At 72.7% G+C, this 19,249-nt stretch carries 15 protein-coding genes; 9 read left to right on the forward strand and 6 right to left on the reverse strand.

The window, feature by feature from the left end; all coding sequences use genetic code 11:
- Window positions 1-50 precede the first annotated feature (50 nt).
- On the reverse strand, window positions 51-1,241 hold the full coding sequence (locus ABZ693_RS08500) for an alpha/beta hydrolase family protein (RefSeq protein WP_359874809.1): 1,191 nt from the start codon (window positions 1,239-1,241) through the stop codon (window positions 51-53).
- 168 nt (window positions 1,242-1,409) lie between these two features.
- Between ABZ693_RS08500 and ABZ693_RS08505 the strand changes: the two genes are divergently transcribed.
- Entirely contained in the window at window positions 1,410-2,573 is a 1,164-nt protein-coding gene (locus tag ABZ693_RS08505) for a sensor histidine kinase (RefSeq protein ID WP_359874811.1), read from the forward strand.
- On the forward strand, window positions 2,570-3,259 hold the full coding sequence (locus ABZ693_RS08510) for a response regulator (protein WP_359874813.1): 690 nt from the start codon (window positions 2,570-2,572) through the stop codon (window positions 3,257-3,259). Before ABZ693_RS08505 ends, ABZ693_RS08510 begins: the two co-directional genes overlap by 4 nt.
- Window positions 3,260-3,440: 181 nt before the next feature.
- Here the strand turns inward: ABZ693_RS08510 and ABZ693_RS08515 are convergent, their stop codons facing one another.
- The 3 genes from ABZ693_RS08515 to ABZ693_RS08525 form a co-directional block, all read right to left on the reverse strand.
- A complete protein-coding gene (locus ABZ693_RS08515) occupies window positions 3,441-4,364 on the reverse strand; it encodes a universal stress protein (RefSeq protein ID WP_359874815.1) in 924 nt (307 codons plus the stop codon).
- A gap of 471 nt (window positions 4,365-4,835) precedes the next feature.
- A complete protein-coding gene (locus ABZ693_RS08520; RefSeq protein WP_359874817.1) occupies window positions 4,836-5,354 on the reverse strand; it encodes an Hsp20/alpha crystallin family protein in 519 nt (172 codons plus the stop codon).
- Window positions 5,355-5,442: 88 nt separating this feature from the next.
- Entirely contained in the window at window positions 5,443-6,351 is a 909-nt protein-coding gene (locus ABZ693_RS08525) for a universal stress protein (protein ID WP_359874819.1), read from the reverse strand.
- Window positions 6,352-6,903: 552 nt separating this feature from the next.
- Here ABZ693_RS08525 and ABZ693_RS08530 point away from each other — a divergent pair.
- The 7 genes from ABZ693_RS08530 (at window position 6,904) to ABZ693_RS08560 (ending at window position 12,991) form a co-directional block, all read left to right on the forward strand.
- Window positions 6,904-7,611 (forward strand): CBS domain-containing protein, encoded by a 708-nt coding sequence (locus ABZ693_RS08530; RefSeq protein WP_359874821.1) that lies wholly within the window; start codon window positions 6,904-6,906, stop codon window positions 7,609-7,611.
- Window positions 7,612-7,669: 58 nt separating this feature from the next.
- A complete protein-coding gene (locus ABZ693_RS08535) occupies window positions 7,670-8,200 on the forward strand; it encodes a hydrogenase maturation protease (protein WP_359874824.1) in 531 nt (176 codons plus the stop codon).
- A 251-nt stretch (window positions 8,201-8,451) separates the two neighbouring features.
- Complete coding sequence (locus tag ABZ693_RS08540) at window positions 8,452-9,618, forward strand: 4Fe-4S dicluster domain-containing protein (protein WP_359874826.1); 1,167 nt, start codon at window positions 8,452-8,454, stop codon at window positions 9,616-9,618.
- Window positions 9,615-10,070 (forward strand): Crp/Fnr family transcriptional regulator, encoded by a 456-nt coding sequence (locus ABZ693_RS08545; RefSeq protein WP_359874828.1) that lies wholly within the window; start codon window positions 9,615-9,617, stop codon window positions 10,068-10,070. Before ABZ693_RS08540 ends, ABZ693_RS08545 begins: the two co-directional genes overlap by 4 nt.
- On the forward strand, window positions 10,067-10,873 hold the full coding sequence (locus tag ABZ693_RS08550) for an FAD/NAD(P)-binding protein (RefSeq protein ID WP_359874830.1): 807 nt from the start codon (window positions 10,067-10,069) through the stop codon (window positions 10,871-10,873). The genes ABZ693_RS08545 and ABZ693_RS08550 overlap by 4 nt, the downstream gene beginning before the upstream one ends.
- A 1-nt stretch (window position 10,874) precedes the next feature.
- The gene (locus ABZ693_RS08555; protein WP_359874831.1) at window positions 10,875-11,669 is read left to right on the forward strand and encodes an NADH-quinone oxidoreductase subunit B family protein; all 795 of its coding nucleotides are present in this window, start codon (window positions 10,875-10,877) and stop codon (window positions 11,667-11,669) included.
- Window positions 11,666-12,991, forward strand: coding sequence for a Ni/Fe hydrogenase subunit alpha (locus tag ABZ693_RS08560; protein ID WP_359874833.1), 1,326 nt, complete (start codon window positions 11,666-11,668; stop codon window positions 12,989-12,991). The genes ABZ693_RS08555 and ABZ693_RS08560 overlap by 4 nt, the downstream gene beginning before the upstream one ends.
- 138 nt (window positions 12,992-13,129) lie before the next feature.
- On the opposite strand, the gene ABZ693_RS08565 is transcribed toward ABZ693_RS08560, so the two are convergent.
- Window positions 13,130-14,101, reverse strand: coding sequence for a ferritin family protein (locus ABZ693_RS08565; RefSeq protein ID WP_359874835.1), 972 nt, complete (start codon window positions 14,099-14,101; stop codon window positions 13,130-13,132).
- Between the two features lie 315 nt (window positions 14,102-14,416).
- On the reverse strand, window positions 14,417-19,036 hold the full coding sequence (locus ABZ693_RS08570) for a multicopper oxidase domain-containing protein (RefSeq protein ID WP_359874837.1): 4,620 nt from the start codon (window positions 19,034-19,036) through the stop codon (window positions 14,417-14,419).
- Between the last annotated feature and the right edge of the window lie 213 nt (window positions 19,037-19,249).

Raw genomic sequence — 19,249 nt, forward strand, 5'->3', positions numbered from 1 at the left:
CCCGGCGTCGCCCCTCGGAGCCCGGACGGGCAGGGCCGGCGCCGGGGTGTTCACCGGGCGTAGTCGACCTCGGGGAAGCCGGGAGAGGGACCGTCGAGCAGCCGCCCCCGGCCGCGGAGGTGGAGGTCGAAGAAGGCTCGCGGGTAGGCGCGTTGGAACGCCTGCGCCCGGTGCCCGGGAATCGTCCCGACCTCGTCCTCCAGATCGGACGGTGACATGCCCAGAAGAGGAGCGAGCAGCGGCAGGATCAGCGCGTCGTCGCCGAACGACAGGTGCGCGGCTCCTCGTACGGTCAGACGCAGACGCCAGCCGCGCAAATGCGACCAGAACGCGCGCAGGGCGGGGTTGCTCTCCATACCGCCCTTGCCCGGGGTGTCCACGACCAGGAACGGACGGTCGAGCCCGGCGTCCACCACTGGACCCGCCGCGCCTCCGTCCAGGCTCGCTCCCACCGCGATCCGCTCGTCGGTGAGCATCGTCATGGCGGTGGTGGCGCCGCCCAGGGAGTGGCCGAGCATCCCGACACGCCGCGGGTCGAGCGCCCCGCGCAGGCCTGTGGGCAGCGGGGTGCGGCAGACGCCGGGGTGGCCGCCCGAGCGGAGGACGGCAAGCCGGTCCAGGACGAAGCGGATGTCGGCGGTGCGGACCGCGAGGGCCTTGGCGTAGTCGCTGATCCCGCCCAGCGGATTCGTCTCGACACGTCCACCGGGGAAGGCGACCGCCGCCGCGTCGTAGGTGTGGTCGACGGTGACCACCAGAAAGCCGTGACTGGCGAGGTCTTCCACCACGCCGGTGCCGAACGACCGTGACGCGTCGGCGCCGGGAGAGTAGAGCACGACGGGCAGCGGGCCCGGTGGGCCGCCGACGGGAGCGCCCTCGTGGCCGTGGGTGCCTCCCAGCCGTACCCGCCCGGGAGGCAGGCCGAGCAGGCGCAGATACCGGTCGGCCGCCGCCGGAGGCATCCAGGGAACGGTGGGGCGGTCCGCGCCGCCGCGGGCGGGGTACCAGATGCTGATCATCAGCTCACGGCAGGGACGGGAGGGTACCCAGGGGTCCGGCCGCGTGGTGTCGGCCAGGTGCAGCGCGATCGTACCCAGTGGGTACGGTCCGTTCGGGGCGGGCAGTCGGAACCGCACGGGTTCCTCCTGTCGCGGTCGCGCGACGGCCACCGGCGCGAGCGGACCCGGGATCATGGCGGCGGCCAGTCCGGCGCACGAGGACAGCAGTGTTCTCCGATTCATGCGCTCCACTGTCCCGTCCGACGAGTCCGGCGGCCTCGCCCCCGGGGACGAACCCGGTGTCAGCCCAGGAAGGTAGAACGGGCATCGGCCGCGCGGATGACTCAGCCCGGGAGATGACGTCCTCCGGGCTGACCACCCCCGGGACCCCGCTCGACTAGCGTGGCCGGCATGGGCGACGGGGAGTCACGGCCGCTGGTGGCCGGACGTCTGCGGGACGGACAGTGGCACGGTGTGGACACGGTCGCGGCCGTGCTCCTCGCCCTGGCGTTCGGCGCGAGCGAGACGCGGAGCGGTGGCTGGGGCGCGGGAGCCGTGGCGGCGGTGGTCTGGCTGCCGGTCGCGGTACGGCGCAGACGGCCCCTCCGGGTTCTGTACACGGTCCTGGCCGGGGCGGTCTTCGCCATCGCGTTCACCGGATGGGAGGAGTCCTGGGTCCCCGTCGCGGCCGCCCTGTACACAGTGGCGGCACGGGAACCGCGGCGCCGGTCCGCGACGGCGCTCGGCTGTTCGCTGGGCGCCGTCGCGGCGGCCATGGCTTTCGTACCGCGACCGGTCCCGGCCTCCGAGGTCGCGGGGGGCGTCGTCTTCGCGTCTTCGCTGACGGCCCTGCTCTGGCTGGTGGGCACCGCGCTGAGGGAGCAGCGGTCGTACGCGGAACTCGCCGCCCGGCAGGCCGTGACGGACGAGCGCCTGCGGATCGCCCGGGAGCTCCACGACGTGGTGGCCCATCATCTGACCGTCATCGCGGTGCGGGCCGAGGTGGCCCGTGCGGTGGCCTCCACCAACCCCCAGGAGGCCGAACGGACCCTCGCACTGGTCGGGACAGCGGGCCGGGCGGCGCTCACCGAGATGCGCCGCATGCTCGGCGTTCTACGGTCACCGGGTGACGGAGCCGAGTCCGCGTCCACCCCCGGTCTGGCGGACCTGCCCGCGCTCGCGGACGGCGCGGGCCCGCGCGTGGAGCTGTCCGTCGACCCGGACGCACCGCTCCCCCCGGGTGTGGAACTGGCGGTCTACCGGATCGTTCAGGAAGCCCTCACCAATGTCGTCAAGCACGCGGGATCGGCGGACTGCCGGGTGAACCTGTCCCGGACGGGTCCCGAGGCGGTCGAGATCGAGGTTGTCAACGACGCGCCGTCCCGGCTCCCGTCCCAGCTCCCGTTCCGGCTCCCATCGCAGCTCCTGTCCCGGCGTTCCGGCGGCGGGCACGGACTCATCGGGATGCGGGAGCGGGCGGTCATGTGCGGCGGGACCCTCTCCGCCGGCCCCCTGGCGACGGGCGGCTTCCGGGTGCACGCGCGGCTGCCCTGCGAACCGGGAACGGCACGGTGAACCGGCCGGTCCGGGTTCTCATCGCCGACGACCAGGCGCTGTTGCGAACGGGCTTCCGCCTGCTCATCGACAGTGTGCCGGACCTCACCGTCGCGGGCGAGGCCGTCAGCGGCGACCAGGCCGTCGAACTCGCGCTGCGGCTACGGCCCGACGTCGTGCTGATGGACATCCGGATGCCGGGCATGGACGGTCTGGAGGCCACCCGGCGCATCTGCGCGGACCCGGACGCCGTCGGCACCCGTGTGCTGGTCCTCACCACGTTCGACCTGGACGAGTACGTGTACGCGGCACTCCGCGGCGGAGCCAGCGGATTCCTCCTGAAGGACATCCTCCCCGCCGATCTGCTGACGGCCTTGCGGGTGGTCGCCTCCGGCGACGCCCTGCTCGCGCCCGCGGTCACCCGCCGTCTGATCCGCGAGTTCGCCGGACGCCACGAGCCGCGGCCGCGACTCGCCCGTGAGCTGGCGGGCGTGACTCCACGGGAACGGGAAGTTCTCCGCCTGGTGGCCCGGGGCCTGCCCAACCCCGTGATCGCCGAGCATCTGGGGCTGAGCGTCGCGACCGTCAAGACGCATGTGCGGCGGCTGCTGGCCAAGCTTCACGCCCACGACCGGGCCCAACTGGTCGTCATCGCCTACGAGACGGGCCTGGTCACCGCGGGCGGGAACCTCCCGCCCACCGGCTGACGCCTCGCCGGCCGGGATGGCGGACCTGAAGGGGACGCCCCCGGCGGGGCGGGGAGAGCACGACGCGCGGCCGGGACGCATCGTGCGCGTCGTCTCCGCCCGCTCGTCGCCCGGGACCTCGATGACGAGGATGCCGTCCCCGCGGCCCCGTCGGCGGGAATCCGGGCAGGGCGCGTCCGCGTCAGCCCGTGGCCGTCCCCTGATCCCTCTGGAGCCGGGGCGGCGCCGCACCGACCGGGGTGCCGTCCGTCTCCGCCGTCTCGGGAAGGGGGACGGTGATCACGGGGCAGGCGGCGTGGCGCAGCAGTCCGTGAACGGTGGAGCCCAGTCGCATGCCGGAGTAGCCGCCACGGCCTCTGCGGCCGACGACGACGGCGACGGCGCTCCCTGCGGCGCGCGCCAGCTCCTCCACCGGATGTCCGCGTACGACCTCCTGCTCGATGCCGACATCCGGGCGACGCTCGGCCCAGCCGGCGACCGCCTCCGCGAGCAGCCGGCGCCGCTCGGCGAGGCCCTCGGCGACGTCGTCGCGGGACAGCGGCGGGCGCGGCCACACCCAGACAGCCTGGAGCCGTGCCTCCCGCAGACCGGCCTCCGCCACGGCGAACGCGATGGCGGCCCGGCAGTCGCGGCTTCCGTCCACGCCGACGACGATCAGCGGCGGGTGCACGGGCTCGGGCGCCGGTGCGCGAATCACGGCGACGGGGCAGGGGGAGCGCGCCGTCAACGGGACGACCACGGAACCCTCGCTGAGGACTTCGGCGGTCCGGCCGAGACGGCGTGATCCCAGCACGACGACTGCGGCATCCACCGCCCGCTCGTACAGGACGGTCGCGGGTGCGCCGTCGACGAGCTCCGTCACGGTCCGCGGCCCGCCGTGCGTCTCCCGTACGAGGTCCTCGGCATTGGCGAGTACCGACGCGGCACGCATGCGCAGGCCGCTCCGGTGAGCGAGCGCGTCGAACGAGAGCCGGTCGTGGACCGGCGGCACAGCAGTGACCATGCGCAAGGACGTGTCCCTGCGCAGGGCTTCGTCGGCCGCCCAGTCCAGGGCCGGCACGGACGGCTCCCGAGGATCGACACCGATCACTACGTCGTTTCCCATGGATCCTCGCCACCTTCGCCGCGGATCACGAAGCCGGACGCGACGCTCTGGATGGGGCAGTGGGCGTGAGGGACCAAGGCGCGCGGGGAGCGGCCCGGGGCGGCCCTGCCACGAACGGGGTCCGCTCCGACGCGGAACCGGCCTTCGGCCGACTCGGCATCCCCTGGGTCATGGTTCCTCCACCGGAGTACACCCCGAGGGTCCACGCCTCTGGAACCTCACCTCTCACACTGACACTGTCCAGGCCTCCTGGCGATGGGGGCGTTCGGTCCCCCTCGGGACCCGCCCGGCCCACGTCGAGGAGCCACGGCCCGGACATCTCGGCACCTGTCGTCCGGCGGTCTCAGCGTCCCGGTGCCCGTCCCCTCCGGCCGGTCGTGGTGCGCCAGGAGGAGTGCCGCGCACACGTCCCCGATCCGAAGGTCCGACGGGCGCGAGCGGCCGAAGGCACTGGGGACGTACGGTACGAACTCACCACGGACGGCGAGACGTAGTCGTGCCGGGCCGTTCGCCTCCCCCTCCGTGGTGTTCAGGGCGTGTCCGTGACGCGTCACTCCGGTTCACCCGTCTCACGGGGACGGTGCGGGCGGTGGAAGTGTTCTCGTCGGGCAGCGGGACGCGGATGGTGAGGATGCCGTCCGCGTACGAGGCGTCGACGGCGTCGGCGGGGATGGCCGCGGGGAGGCGTACGGTCCGGCGGAAGGATCCGTAGCGGAACTCCGAGTGCTCTTTGTCCTCCTCGGTCTCGGGGTGCTCGGCGGTCACGGTGAGCAGGTTGTCATCGACGGTGATGGCGATGTCGTGGTCGGGGTCCGTCCCCGGCAGTTCGGCGCGCAGAACGAAGACGCCGTCACGGCGGGTTATCTCCACCGGGATGGAGTGGGCCGCCGAGGCGGGTCGCCACCCCGGCAGTCCCGGAAAGCTCCGGGCGAACCAGTCGTCGAAGTCAGGGAGAGCCGGATGTCCGTGCTCTCTGTCGTGTCTGGTCATCGTTCCTCACTCCTGGGGTGTGGCGTGCCAGGCTTCTTCCCGTCCGGCGGCCGAGGTCGCGGGGTGTCCCGCGTACCGGTTCGGTTCCTCACGACTCGTCTTCCCGGGCTTGCGGCGGGTACTGCGGGACGATGGCGACCGGGCATTCGGCGTGGTGCAGGGCGCGGTGGGCGACCCGGCCGAGTTCCAGGCCGACGAGCGCGTCGCGGCGGCGCGCGCCCACGACCAGCAGGTCGGCGGCGGCGGAGCGCTGGACCAGCACCCGGTGAGGGGCGCCTTCCACCGTGACGCGGCGCACCCGGACTTGGGGGTGCTCGCGCACGAGCGCGTCCAGTGCCTTGTCGAGCAGGTCGGAGGCCCGCCGTTCGTCTCCGCCGTCGGTCTCGACAGCGTCACCGCCTGGCGACAGGTGGCTGCCACCCAGAAGGGACGGCCGCCGCCAGGCGCGGACCACGTCGAGTTCCGCGTCGCGCAGGGCCGCCTCGCGGAAGGCGAAGCGTACGGCCGGGGAGTCCACGTCATACGCGCCGATCCCGAGCAAAACCCGCCCGTGCCCGGCGTCCCGGGTGTAGCGGTCGCCGCGGACCACGACGACCGGACAGGAGGACCGCGCGGCCACCACCAGGCTCACGGAGCCGAGCAGCAGACCGGTGAACTCGCCGCGCCCCCGGTTGCCCACGACCACGAGGGCCGCGTCTCGTCCCTCTTGGAGCAGCGCGCTGCCAGGGTCGTCAGGCCGCACGACGGCGGTGACTTCGACGCCGGGGGCGCGGAGCCGGGCGCGTTCGGCCGCGGCGGCGACAATGCCCTCCGCGATGCTCTGCTCGGGCGGCTGGTCCTCGGCCGGGTCGGTCACGACTTCTTCGTACCGCTCCCAGAGCGAGGCGTGGACGATCCGCAGCGGCAGCGCGCACCGCTCGGCCTCGTCCACGGCCCAGTCCAGGGCCGCGAGCCCGGTCTCGGATCCGTCGACTCCCGCCACCACGGGACGTTCCATCCTGCCCACCGCCTTCCGGCTCAGGGGTGCCTGCCGGAAGCCCGGCCTCCCGCCGCATCGGTGTGATGCGCGGGGCCTTGCCGGACGGGCCGGGGCGTGGCGCTCCGGGGAGGAGCGGCCCTCCGCTTCTCCCCGGGCCTTGTTCGCGCGGTGTGCGGCTCGGAGCCGCTTCTCCGCGTCCTCCGGGCGGGCGCCTTCCCTCTTAGAAAAGCATCGGGGCCGGACGCTCGCCAGGCCGGCCGTTCCGTCCTCCTCCACCGCGGCCGGGCTCCTGTCGTCCTGGTGCGGCACGGCTGACCGGATATCCCGCGATCGGCCGGCTGGGCACCTCGCGTCACGCCGCCGCGGGCTGGTCACCCGGACCGTGTCTCCGGCACCCCAGCGGTCGCCGCACCGGCTCAGGGCTGAAAGCATGAAAGAGGTCTTCCGGCCGCTGTCCCGCGAAACGCGGACCGCACAAGAGCAGGAGGGCGGCCCGCCCCGGCCGCCCGGGACGGCCGCGCCGGACACCTCCGTGCCGGCGGCGCGGCTTCCGCACGGAAGGAGCGGGCGATGCGTCATCGCAGCATCGGAGAGCTGATGACCCGCGAGGTGGTGAGCGTCCGCGGGGACGTGCCGTTCAAGGACGTCGTGAGGACGCTGGCCCGGCACGGTGTCACCGCGGTACCGGTGGTGGACTCGGAGGACCGGGTGATCGGGGTCGTGTCGGAGGGCGACCTGCTGCGCAAGACCGCCGACCAGGCTGCCGTACCGGGCGATTTGCCCGCCGTTCCCGGGCTCTCGGAAGAGGAACGCGCGAAGGCCGAGGGCACCCGGGCGGAGGAGGTGATGTCGGCTCCCCCGGTGTGCGTCACCCCCGGGTGGACCGTGGTGGAGGCGGCGCGGCTCATGGAGGCACAGGGCGTCAAACGGCTCGTCGTCGTCGACGCCCGGGACCGGCTGGTCGGCATCGTCAGCCGCCGGGACCTGCTGCGGATCTTCCTTCGCGAGGATGCCGACATCCGCCGTGAGATCACCGAGGACATCCTCGGCGGCACCCTCGGCCTGGACCCGGCCGCACTGTCGGTCGAGGTGTCGAACGGCCGGGTGGAGCTCGGCGGCCACGTGCCGTACCGCGGCACGATCCCCGTCATCGAACGTATGTGCGCAACGGTCGACGGAGTCGTCTCGGTCTCCTGCGACCGGCTCGGGCGCGAGTCCGACGCCACCGGACCCGGCACCACCGGACTCGGCACCGGCGGACCCGGCACCGAGCGGTGACAACCGGATCGCGGAGACACCCGGCACACCCGGTCCACCCGGGCACAGGGAGGACGCAGTGGCAGTCCCCACCCGCATCACCGTCGTCGGAGTCGGCAACGAGTTCCGGCGGGACGACGGACTCGGCCCCGCCGTCATCACCCGGCTGAAGGAGGGCCGGGCGACCCGCCCGCTCCCTCCCGGCACCGTACTGGCGTCGAGCGACGGGGATCCGGGGCGGCTGATCGGCCTGTGGGAGGAGGCCGGGCTCGCCGTGGTCGTCGACGCCGCCCACGTGCACCCGGGCTGTCCTGGTCGGGTGCACCGGCTGGAACTCGGGGAACACGGGGTCCGGCGGCCGGGTGCCGCCAGCACGCACGGGCTCGGCCTCGGGGAGGCCGTGGAACTGTCCCGGGTCCTGGGACGGCTGCCGGCGCATCTGATCGTGTACGCGGTCGAGAGCGGGGACGGCTCGCTCGGTACGGGGCTCACCAAGGCCGTGGCAGCCGTGGTGGAGCCGCTGGCACGGCGTATCGAGAAGGACATCGCGGAGTACCACGCGGCCGTCCCCCCCGAAGCGCCACCGCCGGTGAACGCGCGAGAGGTGTGACCGAGAGGCGGGGCGAAGGGTGAGGGTGCCCTGCGAGTGGGCCGCCGGCGCCCCCTGCGGCGCGCCGTCGCCCACCCGCGGCGGCCGTCCGGGCTCGTGCCGGCGCCAGGTGGCTCACTCCTGCCCTGCCCGGCGTGCGCATCGGCGGCGGAGTGGTCACGCTGAGGTGGCCGGAGTGTCGCGGTGCGTCCCGCTCCGGCCCGCGCGGAACCTCGGCACGCGGCCACGGACGGACCGGACGGGAACGAACCATGGCCACCGCGCCCCAACCGACCGGGGACACCGGGGACACGGACTGTGTCCTCGACCTCGGCGGACTCGACGCGCTCGTCCAGGTCCTCCGGTCACGGGGCCGCACGGTGGTCGGCCCGACGGTCCGGGACGACGCGATCGTGCTCGCCGAACTGGAGTCCGCCACCGAGCTTCCGTACGGCTGGGGCGTGGAACTGGACGGCGGTCACTACCGGCTGGTGCGGCGTACGGACCGGGCCGCGTTCGCCCACAGTGCGGGGCCGCAGTCCTGGAAGAACCACCTGCTCCCGCAGCGGGTGCGCCAATGGTCCGCCGACCGCGGCCCCGACGGGGAACTGAGGGTGCTGTCCGACCGGCACGAACCGGGCCGGTACGCGTTCCTGGGGGTGCGGCCCTGCGATCTGCGCGCCATCGCGATCCAGGACCGGGTCCTTCTCGGTGACCGGCACCGGGACGACGCCTACGGTGCCCGGCGCACCGGGGCGTTCCTGATCGCCGTGGAATGCACCGAGCCGGGCGGGACCTGCTTCTGCGTCTCCATGGACGCCGGACCGGCGGCCGGGCCCGGTTACGACATCGCGCTGACCGAGGTGCTCGACGAAGCCGGGCACCGCTTCCTGGCCCGCGCGGGGACACCCGAAGGAGCCGACGTCCTGGCCGGACTGCCACGGCGAGCGGCGGACTCCGCCACGCGCCGCACGGCGGCGGGCGCGGTCGAGAGCGCCGCCGCCCGCATGGGCCGGACCATGCCGACGGCGGACCTGCGGACACTGCTTGCCGACAGCCTGGACGCCACACGCTGGAACGATGTCGCGGCCCGCTGCCTGACCTGCGGGAACTGCACCATGGCCTGCCCCACGTGCTTCTGCACCACCACCGAGGACGTCACCGACCTCACGGGCGACCACGCCGAGCGCTGGAGCCGCTGGGACTCCTGCTACGACTTGGACTTCTCGTCTCTGCACGGCGGCCCGGTCCGCGAGTCCGGCCGCAGCCGCTACCGCCAGTGGCTCACCCACAAGCTCGGCACCTGGCACGACCAGTTCGGCAGCTCCGGCTGTGTGGGCTGCGGCCGCTGCATCGTGTGGTGCCCCGTCGGCATCGACCTCACCGAGGAGGCTCACGCCCTGCATCAGGAAGCCCGCGCGAAGGACCGGCCGGCGTGACCGGGACCGGACCTTTCGACGAACTTCCCGAGGACCACCGGGAGCGGTTGACCGCGCTCTCCCGGGAGGTGTCGTGGCCCGCGGGGACCCGGATCTTCGAGGAGGGCGGCCGGGCGGACCGCTTCTGGACCGTCCTCGCCGGTACCGTCCGTCTCGACCTGTATGTGCCGGGCAGCCGGCCGGTGGTCGTCGAGACCATCGGGCCGGGGCAGCTCCTGGGCTGGTCCTGGGTGTGCCCGCCGAGACGGTGGCACCTGGGAGCCGAGGCCGGCGGTGCGGTGCGCGCCCGGGAGTACGACGCGGCGGAGGTCCTGGAACGGTGCGCGCGCGACCCGGCACTCGACCACGCGCTGCTCACGTATGTCATCGGGGTGGTCGGCCACCGCCTGCGGTCGACCAGGACCCGGTTGCTCGACCTGTACGGACCGCACGGCGGCGAGGGGCCGCGATGACGGCCGTACCGCTCCCCTACCGCGTGGTGGACACCCGGCCCGAGACGGCGGACACCGTCACGCTCCGGCTGGAGCCCGCCGGTGAGGCGCTGCCGCCTTTCGCCCCGGGCCGCTTCGCGATGGTCTACGCGTTCGGCGTCGGCGAGATCCCGGTCTCCGTGTCCGGCATCCTCCCCGGCGGTGGGCTGCTGCACACGATCCGCGGTGTCGGCGCCGTGTCCCGGGCGCTGTGCGCGCTCCGGCCGGGCGCGATGGTCGGGATGCGCGGACCATTCGGTACGGGCTGGGACGCTCCCCTGGCCGCGGGAGACGATCTGGTCGTGGTCGCGGGCGGCGTCGGGCTCGCGCCCCTCCGGCCCCTGATCCTCGCCGCCCTGGCCGCGCCGTCGACGCACGGGCGGCTGAACGTCCTCATCGGCGCCCGCAGTCCCGACGATCTGCTCTTCCGGGACGAACTCGACGGCTGGGCCGGGCCGTACCTCGGAGTGGCGGTGGACCGGCCCGCGGCGGGCTGGCGGGGCCGGGTCGGCGTGGTGACCACACTGCTCGGCGAAACGGAGTTCGCCCCGGAGCGGACGACGGCGTTCGTCTGCGGTCCCGAGGTGATGATCCGTGCCACCGCCCGCGAGCTGCTGCATCGCGGCGTACGCCCCGATCGCGTCCTGATCTCGCTCGAACGCAATATGCGCTGTGCCACCGGCCATTGCGGCCATTGCCAGCTCGGCCCCCTGCTCCTGTGCCGGGACGGCCCCGTCGTCGGCTACGACCGCGCCGAGCCGTTGCTCGCCGTACGGGAGCTGTGAGATGGGCGCCCGGGAACCGGCCCGCCCCCGGCTCGGCGTGTTCAAGTTCGCCTCGTGCGACGGCTGTCAGCTCACCCTGCTGGACTGCGAGGACGAACTTCTCGCCCTCGCCGCCCGGGTGGACGTCACGCACTTCCTGGAGGCGTCCAGCGCGGTGGGCACGGGCCCGTACGACCTGTCGCTCGTCGAGGGCTCCGTGACGACGGCCGAGGACGCCGAACGCATCCGGAGTGTGCGCGCCGCCTCCCGCCGTCTGGTCACGATCGGAGCCTGTGCCACGGCCGGCGGCGTCCAGGCACTGCGGAACTTCGCGGACGTCGAGGAGTTCCGCGAGGTCGTCTACGCCCGGCCCGAGTACGTCGAGACGCTCGCCACCTCCACCCCCATCGCCGCGCACGTCCCCGTCGACCTCGAACTCCAGGGCTGTCCCATCGACCGCGGCCAGCTGCTGGAGGTGATCACCGCGTACCTCGCCGGCCGCAGACCGGACGTGCCCCGGCACAGCGTCTGCTTCGCCTGCAAACGACGCGGCATCCCCTGTGTCACCGTGACCCGCGGCACTCCCTGCCTGGGCCCGGTCACGCACGCCGGCTGCGGCGCGCTGTGCCCGGCCTACGGCCGGGGCTGCTACGGCTGTTTCGGCCCGTCCGCCTCGGTCAATCTGCCCGCGATGATCCCCCTGCTGCGCAGCGACGGCATGAGCGACGAGGACGTCCTGCGGCTCCTTCGCACCTTCAACGCGGCGAAGTTCGCCGCCCTCGAAGACGGCGGCGCGTCCGCGGAGGCACCCTCATGACCCACCGCGGCTCCCGCGTCCTGCGCGTCGAGGCCCTGTCCCGCGTCGAGGGCGAAGGGGCGCTGTACCTGCGGATCGACGACGGCACGGTCGGCGCCGCGCAGCTGAGGATCTACGAACCGCCGCGATTCTTCGAGGCGTTCCTGCGCGGCCGCCGGCACACCGAGCCACCCGACATCACCTCCCGGATCTGCGGAATCTGCCCGATCGCCTACCAGATGAGCGCCTGCCGGGCCGTCGAGGACGCCTGCGGCGTGACCGTCGACGGCCCGCTGGCCGCCCTGCGCCGGCTGCTCTACTGCGGTGAGTGGATCGAGAGCCAGACGCTGCACATCCATCTCCTCCACGCCCCCGACTTCCTCGGCTGCGACAGCGTCGTCGACCTCGCCCGCACCCACCGCACCGAGGTCGAACGGGGTCTGCGGCTCAAGCAGACCGGAAACGCGGTCATGGAACTGCTCGGCGGCCGCGCCGTCCATCCCGTCAACGTCCGCGTCGGCGGCTTCCACCGCACCCCCACCCGCGCCGAACTGCGACCGCTGGCCGAGCGACTGCGCCGGGCCCGCGACGACGCGCGGGAGGTCGTGCGCTGGGTGTCCGGCTTCGACTTCCCGGATGCCGAGTGCGACGCCGACTTCCTGGCGCTGGCCGAGCCCGGCACCTACGCCATCGACGGCGGCACACCCACCGTCCTCCCCTACGGCGACAGCCGCGAACAGCGCACCTTTCCCGTACGGGACTTCGGCACGCACGTGGTGGAGGAGCAGGTCCCCCACTCCACCGCGCTCCAGGCCCTGCTCGACGGCCGCCGGCATCTGACGGGCTCGCTCGCCCGCTTCGCCGTCAGCGGCCATCTGCTCCCGGCCTCCGTCCGGGAGGCCGCCCGCTCGGCGGGGCTGGACGGCGTGTGCCGCAACCCCTTCCGCAGCATCGTGGTCCGGGCCGTGGAGGTGCTGTTCGCGGTCGACGAGGCGCTGCGGCTGATCGACTCGTACGAGCCCCCGCCGCGCCCGGCCGTCGCGGTCGCCGCGCGGGCGGGCACCGGCCATGGCGCCACCGAGGCGCCGCGCGGCACTCTCTACCATCGCTACGTCCTCGACGCGGACGGAATCGTCACCGACGCCCGTCTCGTCCCGCCGACCTCGCAGAACCAGGGCGCCATCGAGGCGGACCTGCGGCGGATCGTCCAGGACGCCCTCGCGCGCGGTGCCGACGACGACGCCGAACTGACCCGCCTGTGCGAGCGGGCCATCCGCAACCACGACCCGTGCATCTCCTGCTCGGCCCACTTCCTCGACCTCACCGTCGAGCGGGCCCGCTGACGGCCCGGCCCCCGGTGTCCGTGGGACCGGGCAGGGACGTGGCGTGGGAAGGTGAGGCGGGGAGAGCGGGCCTGGCCGACCAGCGCGGGGCCTTGGACCGGGGGGCACAGGCCACGAAGGCGAGCGCGGTGAGGTGCGTCAGTGGGGGTGACCGAGCATCCGCTGGAAGGCCCGGGCGTGTCCGGCTTCGTCCGCGGCGTTGTCGCGGAAGAGACGGGCGGCCTGGTAGTCGCCGGCGGCGGTCGCCCGGCGGGCGAAGGAGGGGTACATGACCTCGGCCTCGTAGAGCTCGCCGGTGACGCTCTTGATCAGGTCGGCCCGGGTGCTGCCGACCAGGCCGTACAGGACGGCTTCGCCGGCGAAGTGCTCGTGCAGCTCGACCCGGGCGATGCCGTGGAACAGCCGGGCCAGTTCCGGACGGCCGCCGGCGGCGGCGTGGTCGGCGAAGACGGTGTAGCGGGCGTGGGCGAGGGCTTCGCCGTGCAGGGCGGTGTCGAGATTGGCCTTGGTGCGGGCGGAACGCACCTGCGGACCTCCGGCGGGAACGTCGACGGGGTCGACGGCCGGCGGGGCGGGGATGGTGCCGTGGCCGGTCTCGATCGCCTTCAGGGCCGCTTGGTACGCCGCGAGATGGTTCCCCTCGTCCTTGGCGATCTCGCTGAACAGCGCGGCGGCGTTGTCGTCGCCGTCGGCGGCGGCCTCCCGGGCGAAGGTGGGGTACATGACGGTCGTCTCGTAGGTCTCCCCGGCGATGGCGGCGCGCAGGTTGTCCGCGTCGGAACCGATCACTCCGGCGAGATCTGCCTCCTCGCGGAAGTGTTCGCCGAGTTCCACCGCTGCCGTCTCGCGGTACAGCCGGCCGGTGGCCACGAGCCCCTCACGGTCGGCCTGAGCGGCGTAGAAGGTGTAGGACGCGTGGGCGTAGGCCTCGCCGCCCATGGCGGTGTCGAGGTCGGCTCGCGTGGAGGGGCTCAGGGTGTCCGCGGCGCTTGGGCGCGGGCCGCCGGGGGCGACGGAGGGAGCGGCGTACGCGGGGCAGGCAAGGACCGCGAGGGCGGCCGCCGCGGGCAGGCACATCACAGTGGCCCGTTCGACGAAGCGTCGTTTCATTTCTTCCTCGGCTCATGGGTTTCGGCTCCCCCTGGAGACCGACCTCATCACCTCTCGCGCGGGTCGTGAACGGGTATCACCCATCTGCTCGAAGATTGATCGGTTTATTTCACCCGACTGATCAGGCCTGCCCGGCAGTGAGAGCCGAAATGGGTGGTCCCGGTCTGGCCGAGCGAGGCGGCCAGACCGGCCTGGCGGGGCGCCGGCAGGCCGACCGGCTCTTCCGAACCGGCCGGCCTGGTCACGACGAGGAGCGCGGCACCCGCTCCCACCGGAGTGGGTGGCCCGAGCGCGCGGAACGCTCCCCTCCCGACGTCACGGCGCCGGGGGCACCTGCAGTGGGTCGGACACCGACTTCACCGTCAGACTCGGGAACTCGGCGCCGTAGCCGACCGTGTTGAGCGCGACGACCCGGTAGACGTACGGCGTGGTCACCGATGCCGACGGGTCGACGAAGGCGCGCGTGCCGTGGGTGTTCGGCCGGTCCAGCGGAGAGTCGACCGTGCCGACGTCGACCCACGCGGTGTCGCCCTGCTTCGTCCGCTGGACGACGTACGAGGTTTCACTGATCGAGTTGTCCTGCCACTCCAGCCGGATCCGGGCGCCGTCCCCCTCGCCCGTGATCGTCGAGGAGAGCCCGCTCGCCTTGAGCGGTGGCAGGGCCAGCGATTCGGGACGCATCATGTCCATTTCCTCGTGGCTGAGGATGTGGCAGTGGATGACGTACTCCCAGCCGAAGTTCACCAGCTTGTTGGTGATGGCCGTCGTCGGATTGCCCTGCGGATCGACGTTGTTGAACATCGACGTGTTCCCGAGCGGCATCGTCGGGTCGAGGGGCCGGACGGAGTTCGGTATCTCGAACGGCGCTGTCGGCACGATCGGGCGCAGCGCGACGATCGTGTCCTCCAGTGGGCTCATCCGGACCGTGTCCTTCCACCCCAGCTCGTTGGCGTCGGGTTTGATGACGATGTTGTCCCAGGTCACCCGGTTGATCAGCTGGACGTCGTACAAGTGGAAGTGGATCGGATGGGTGTCCACCCCGTTGTGGGTGAACCGCCAGATCTGTGTCCCGTCGGCGTTGGTGCCGAGGGGCGTCACCTTCACGTCCCCGCGGGGCAGGTCGGTGCCGTCGATCAACTCGGTCTGCGGGTTGATGTACGGGTACAGCGTGACGTTCTGCGCCCCTGGTGTCGGTGGCTGGGCCTCGACGCCGAGATTCGCCTCCATCCTGCCGAAGTCGTCGAACGTCGTCGCGTTCATCTCGTCGTGGATGGCCTTCGGTTGGAGGGGCATCGACATCTTGGCGTTCGGCGCCTTGAGCGTGTTGAAGCCGAAGGCCGAGGTGTCGTTCACGCGGACCAGGCCGTCACAGGTCTTGACGGTCGTGTTCTTGACGTTGCAGTTGCTGCTGGCCGCGAAGCTCGTTCCGTACGCCGAGTTGTAGGCCGCCTGTCCGACGATGACCGGGTTCTGTCCCGATTCGAAGACGCCCGAGCCGTCCGCGTGGTGCTTGAAGGCGGCCTGGAGCCTGGTGAGGTCGAACGCCGGGGCCGGGGCCGTGTCCGCGATGGTCACCCGCATCACGGTGCGGGTGTTGGGCCCGTACCCCGGCAGGATCTTCGGCGTGCCGGCCGAGGCCGGCGCGTCCGTGTAGTAGTCGTACGACGCGACGCGGGCCGGGTACGCGGCGGGCGCGTCGTTGTAGAGGATGAGCGTCTTGCCTGCGAACTTCGAGAAGTCCACCAGTACGTCGGCGCGTTCGGCCGGGGCGACGGTCAGCGAGTACTTGTCCACGTTGCCGACGTCGAAGCGGGTCGGGTCGGTGATCCAGGTCGTCGGCTGCTGGCCGTCGATCACCGCCGGCGCGGGCAGGAAGCCGCCCTCGTTGGCGATCTGGATCCAGTCCGGACCGGCGGTGTCGTCGTGGGCGTCGGCCGGGGTGGGTGACACGTTCGGGTCGGTCTGGGCGGCGGCCAGCTCGCCCGGGTTCAGGGCCACCTCGGTCGTACCGTCGCCCTGCTTCGGATCGGCCTTGTACCACTGGAAGTTGAAGAACCGGTCGTTCGCGCCGTTGAGCAGCCGCATCCGGTACGTCTTCGGCTGGAGGGTCACCTTCGGGTAGGCGACTCCGTTGACGATCGGGGTGTCGTTGAACTGCTCCATGCCCATGGATATGTTCGGCGTGCCGGGGATCTGTTCGGGTTCGCAGAACGGGGCGGTCGGGTACTGCCAGGTCGACTCGTCGTCCAGCTTGCACCCCGGGTCGTAGTACGGGTTGGCGACGGGCCCGTACTTCGTGTCGCCGGCCGGCGGCCAGAACCACGGCCCGTACATCCAGCGTCCGTACGAGCTCATGCCCGAGGGGTCGCCCGGATTCTGCGCCGGCATGTAGACGTGGTGGTACCAGAAGCTGCCCTTGGATCCCCAGCGCTTCGTGTCCCAGGTGGGGTCCTGGCCGTACGAGGTGATCGCTCCGCCGGCGCCCTTCTGGTCCTTGAGCTGCGTGTCGTCCGGCACGAAGGTGCGGTCCTGGATGAGCAGCGGGAGGGTGTCCGCCGCGGCGGGGATGGTGCCGCTGTCGACCAGCGCCTTCTCGGTGCCGTCGGTGATGGTGTAGCCCGCGGCCTCGCCGGCGTACACGTTCAACCGGGTGATGCCGTAGGAGTGATCGTGGTAGAACATCAGCCGCGCGCTCTGCTGATTGGTGTAGTAGAACGTCGAGCAGCCGTCGTCCTTCGCGGCGCACAGCGTCGCCCCGTCGTCGTCCACCATGTCCGGCACGTTCTGCACACTGACCCCTTGCGGCCAGTCCGTCTTCTCGCCGGCCGGGGTGATCCACTGGTGCGGGGTGCCGTCGCTGATCCAGGGCGTGATGCCGCCGTGCAGGTGCAGGGTGGCCCGGTTGTCCGTGAAGCAGCCGGACGAGCCGTTCGTGCACGCCGGGTTGCGCACCTCGTCCATGACGGTGCCCTCGTCCTTCGGGTCGGGCATCGTCATCGGGCCCATGCCGGAGCCCATGCCGGTGCTGTCGACCGGCAGGAAGAGGTCGCCGTCGGCGCCCTTGGGCAGCAGGTTCCGGAACACGATCCGCACCGGCCGGTCCTTCGTCGCGGCGAGGAGCGGGCCCATCCACTGCGGCGCGGTGACGCCCGTGTACGGCAGCGGCTGCCTGGTGCCGTCCATCAGCTCGTTGTAGAGGGGGACCCTCCGCCCGGGCACCGCGTCCGTGGACAGCTGGACATAGCCCCGTACCAGGGTCGGCGGCAGGTCGGAGGAGAACCGGGTGAGGTACTGCACGAGACCGATGACGTATTCGTCGGCCGGCTTGCCCTTGGTGGTGACGGACTCCGGGACGCCCACGGGGATGAACTTCTCCGACGGCTTCGTCGACGGCGCTCGCAGCTGCGCGACATCGGGGCAGCCCGTGCCGTCCGCCCGGGGGTCGCAGGTGAGCGGCAGCTGGTCCTGGAACTTCTTCATGCCGACCGTGAGATAGCCGGCTCCCGGGTCGGTGACCTCGATGCCGTCGATCGCGCCGACGTCCGTCACTGCGGTCGCCGTCGCCCCGGAACCGCCCTTGCCCGTCGGGTCGGTGAGGGTGACGGAGGGTGTTCCGGTGTAGCCGGACCCCACCGCGTCCACCTTGAGCGCCGTCAGTTTCAGGCTGCTCGAAGCGCTCGCCGGCGTCGCGCCGTTGATCGGGTCGGCGAGCGTTCCGTTACGGATCACGACGCCGGGGGCGCCGCCGTAGCCGCTGCCGGGGTCGTCGACGGTCACCTTCACGACCTTGCCGTCGGTGGTGAGGTCGGCCGGGTCGACGTGGCCCTTGGCCACGGTGCCGGCCGGGTCGTCGGGAAGGTCGAAGTCGACCGTCGGCATGGTGTAGCCCGACCCGCCGTCCGTGACCGCCACGGCGTCCACTCCGCCGGAGGCGGTGGCGGCACCGCCGCTGCCGCCACCGCCCGTGATGCCGACCGCGAATCCGCCGTAGCCGCTGCCGGCCGCGCCGACCTTCACATCGACCACGGCTCCGGAGGATTTGACGGTGGCCTTGGCGGTCGCGGCCGTGGTGCCGCCGTCGATGGTGACCGAGGTCGCGCCGGCGACGTAGTCGTGCCCCGGTGAGGTCACCTCGACGGCGGCGATGCCACCGGTCCGGGGATCGATCGTGGCCGTCGCCGCGGCGCCGGTCCCGGCGTTCGCCGGCACCACCTGCGCACCGAAGGAGTACCGGCGGTCCTGGGTGGCGTAGCGGGGGTAGGCGGCGGAACCCAGGGTGACCGTGCCGCCCGCGGCGGGTGGCACGTCGACCGGTGGGCTCGTGGTGCCGTCGACTCCGGCCGGGAACATGAAGGTGTCGGTGGCGGAGCCGATCCCGGTGTCCACCGGGACGCCCTGGCCGTAGAACCCGATGACGTCACCGGCCCGCACGGCGACGTCCGGGACGTCGTACGTCGCGACCTCCCCGCCCGGGGCTGTGGGCGCGGGCACCGTCTTCAGTCCGCTGTCCGCCACCACGGTGTACGTGTCCGGCGTGTCCGACGGCCGCAGGACGTACGCGTGGAAGACGCCGCCCTCGGACGCGGTGGGGCTCCCCGCCGGCGTGGCCTGGTTCCGGGTACGGAAGCTCTTGAGCGTTCCGTCGGGCAGCGGGGAGCCGCCGAGCACGACGAACACGGGCCCGAGCTTTCCCGGCCCTGTCGCGTAGTCGGTCGCGTACGCCCGGTCGACCAGCGGGTTTCCCACCGCCACCGCGGTGGACGTGATGGTCACCGTGGCCTTCGACCGGGTCAGCGGGCTGTTGGCCCAGTTCTGCCAGGGGCCGAAGTAGTGCGGCACCTTCGTCTGGTCCGTCGGGCCGCTCGGGCCGCCGGCGACGGCCGCCTGAGCCTGCTGGACCGGCGCCGGCGGCAGCCCGGTCACGGCGGTCACCATCGCCGCTCCGACACCGATCAGCGCGACGGTGCGCCGACTCCGTTTCCCCGACTGTCTCGTTGCCTGTCTGCGGAACACGTCTTCCCTCTCCCTCGGGCGGCCCGCCGCCGCTCGCGCGGCGGAGCCGGGCCCCGGGTCCGCCGAGAGAGGGCCGGAACGGGGCGACGACCCCTGACACCGGCCGGTGCGCGCGCGACAAGTGTCCGGCGGTCG

The sequence above is a fragment of the Streptomyces laurentii genome (genome assembly GCF_040635425.1).
Taxonomy (GTDB): domain Bacteria; phylum Actinomycetota; class Actinomycetes; order Streptomycetales; family Streptomycetaceae; genus Streptomyces; species Streptomyces laurentii.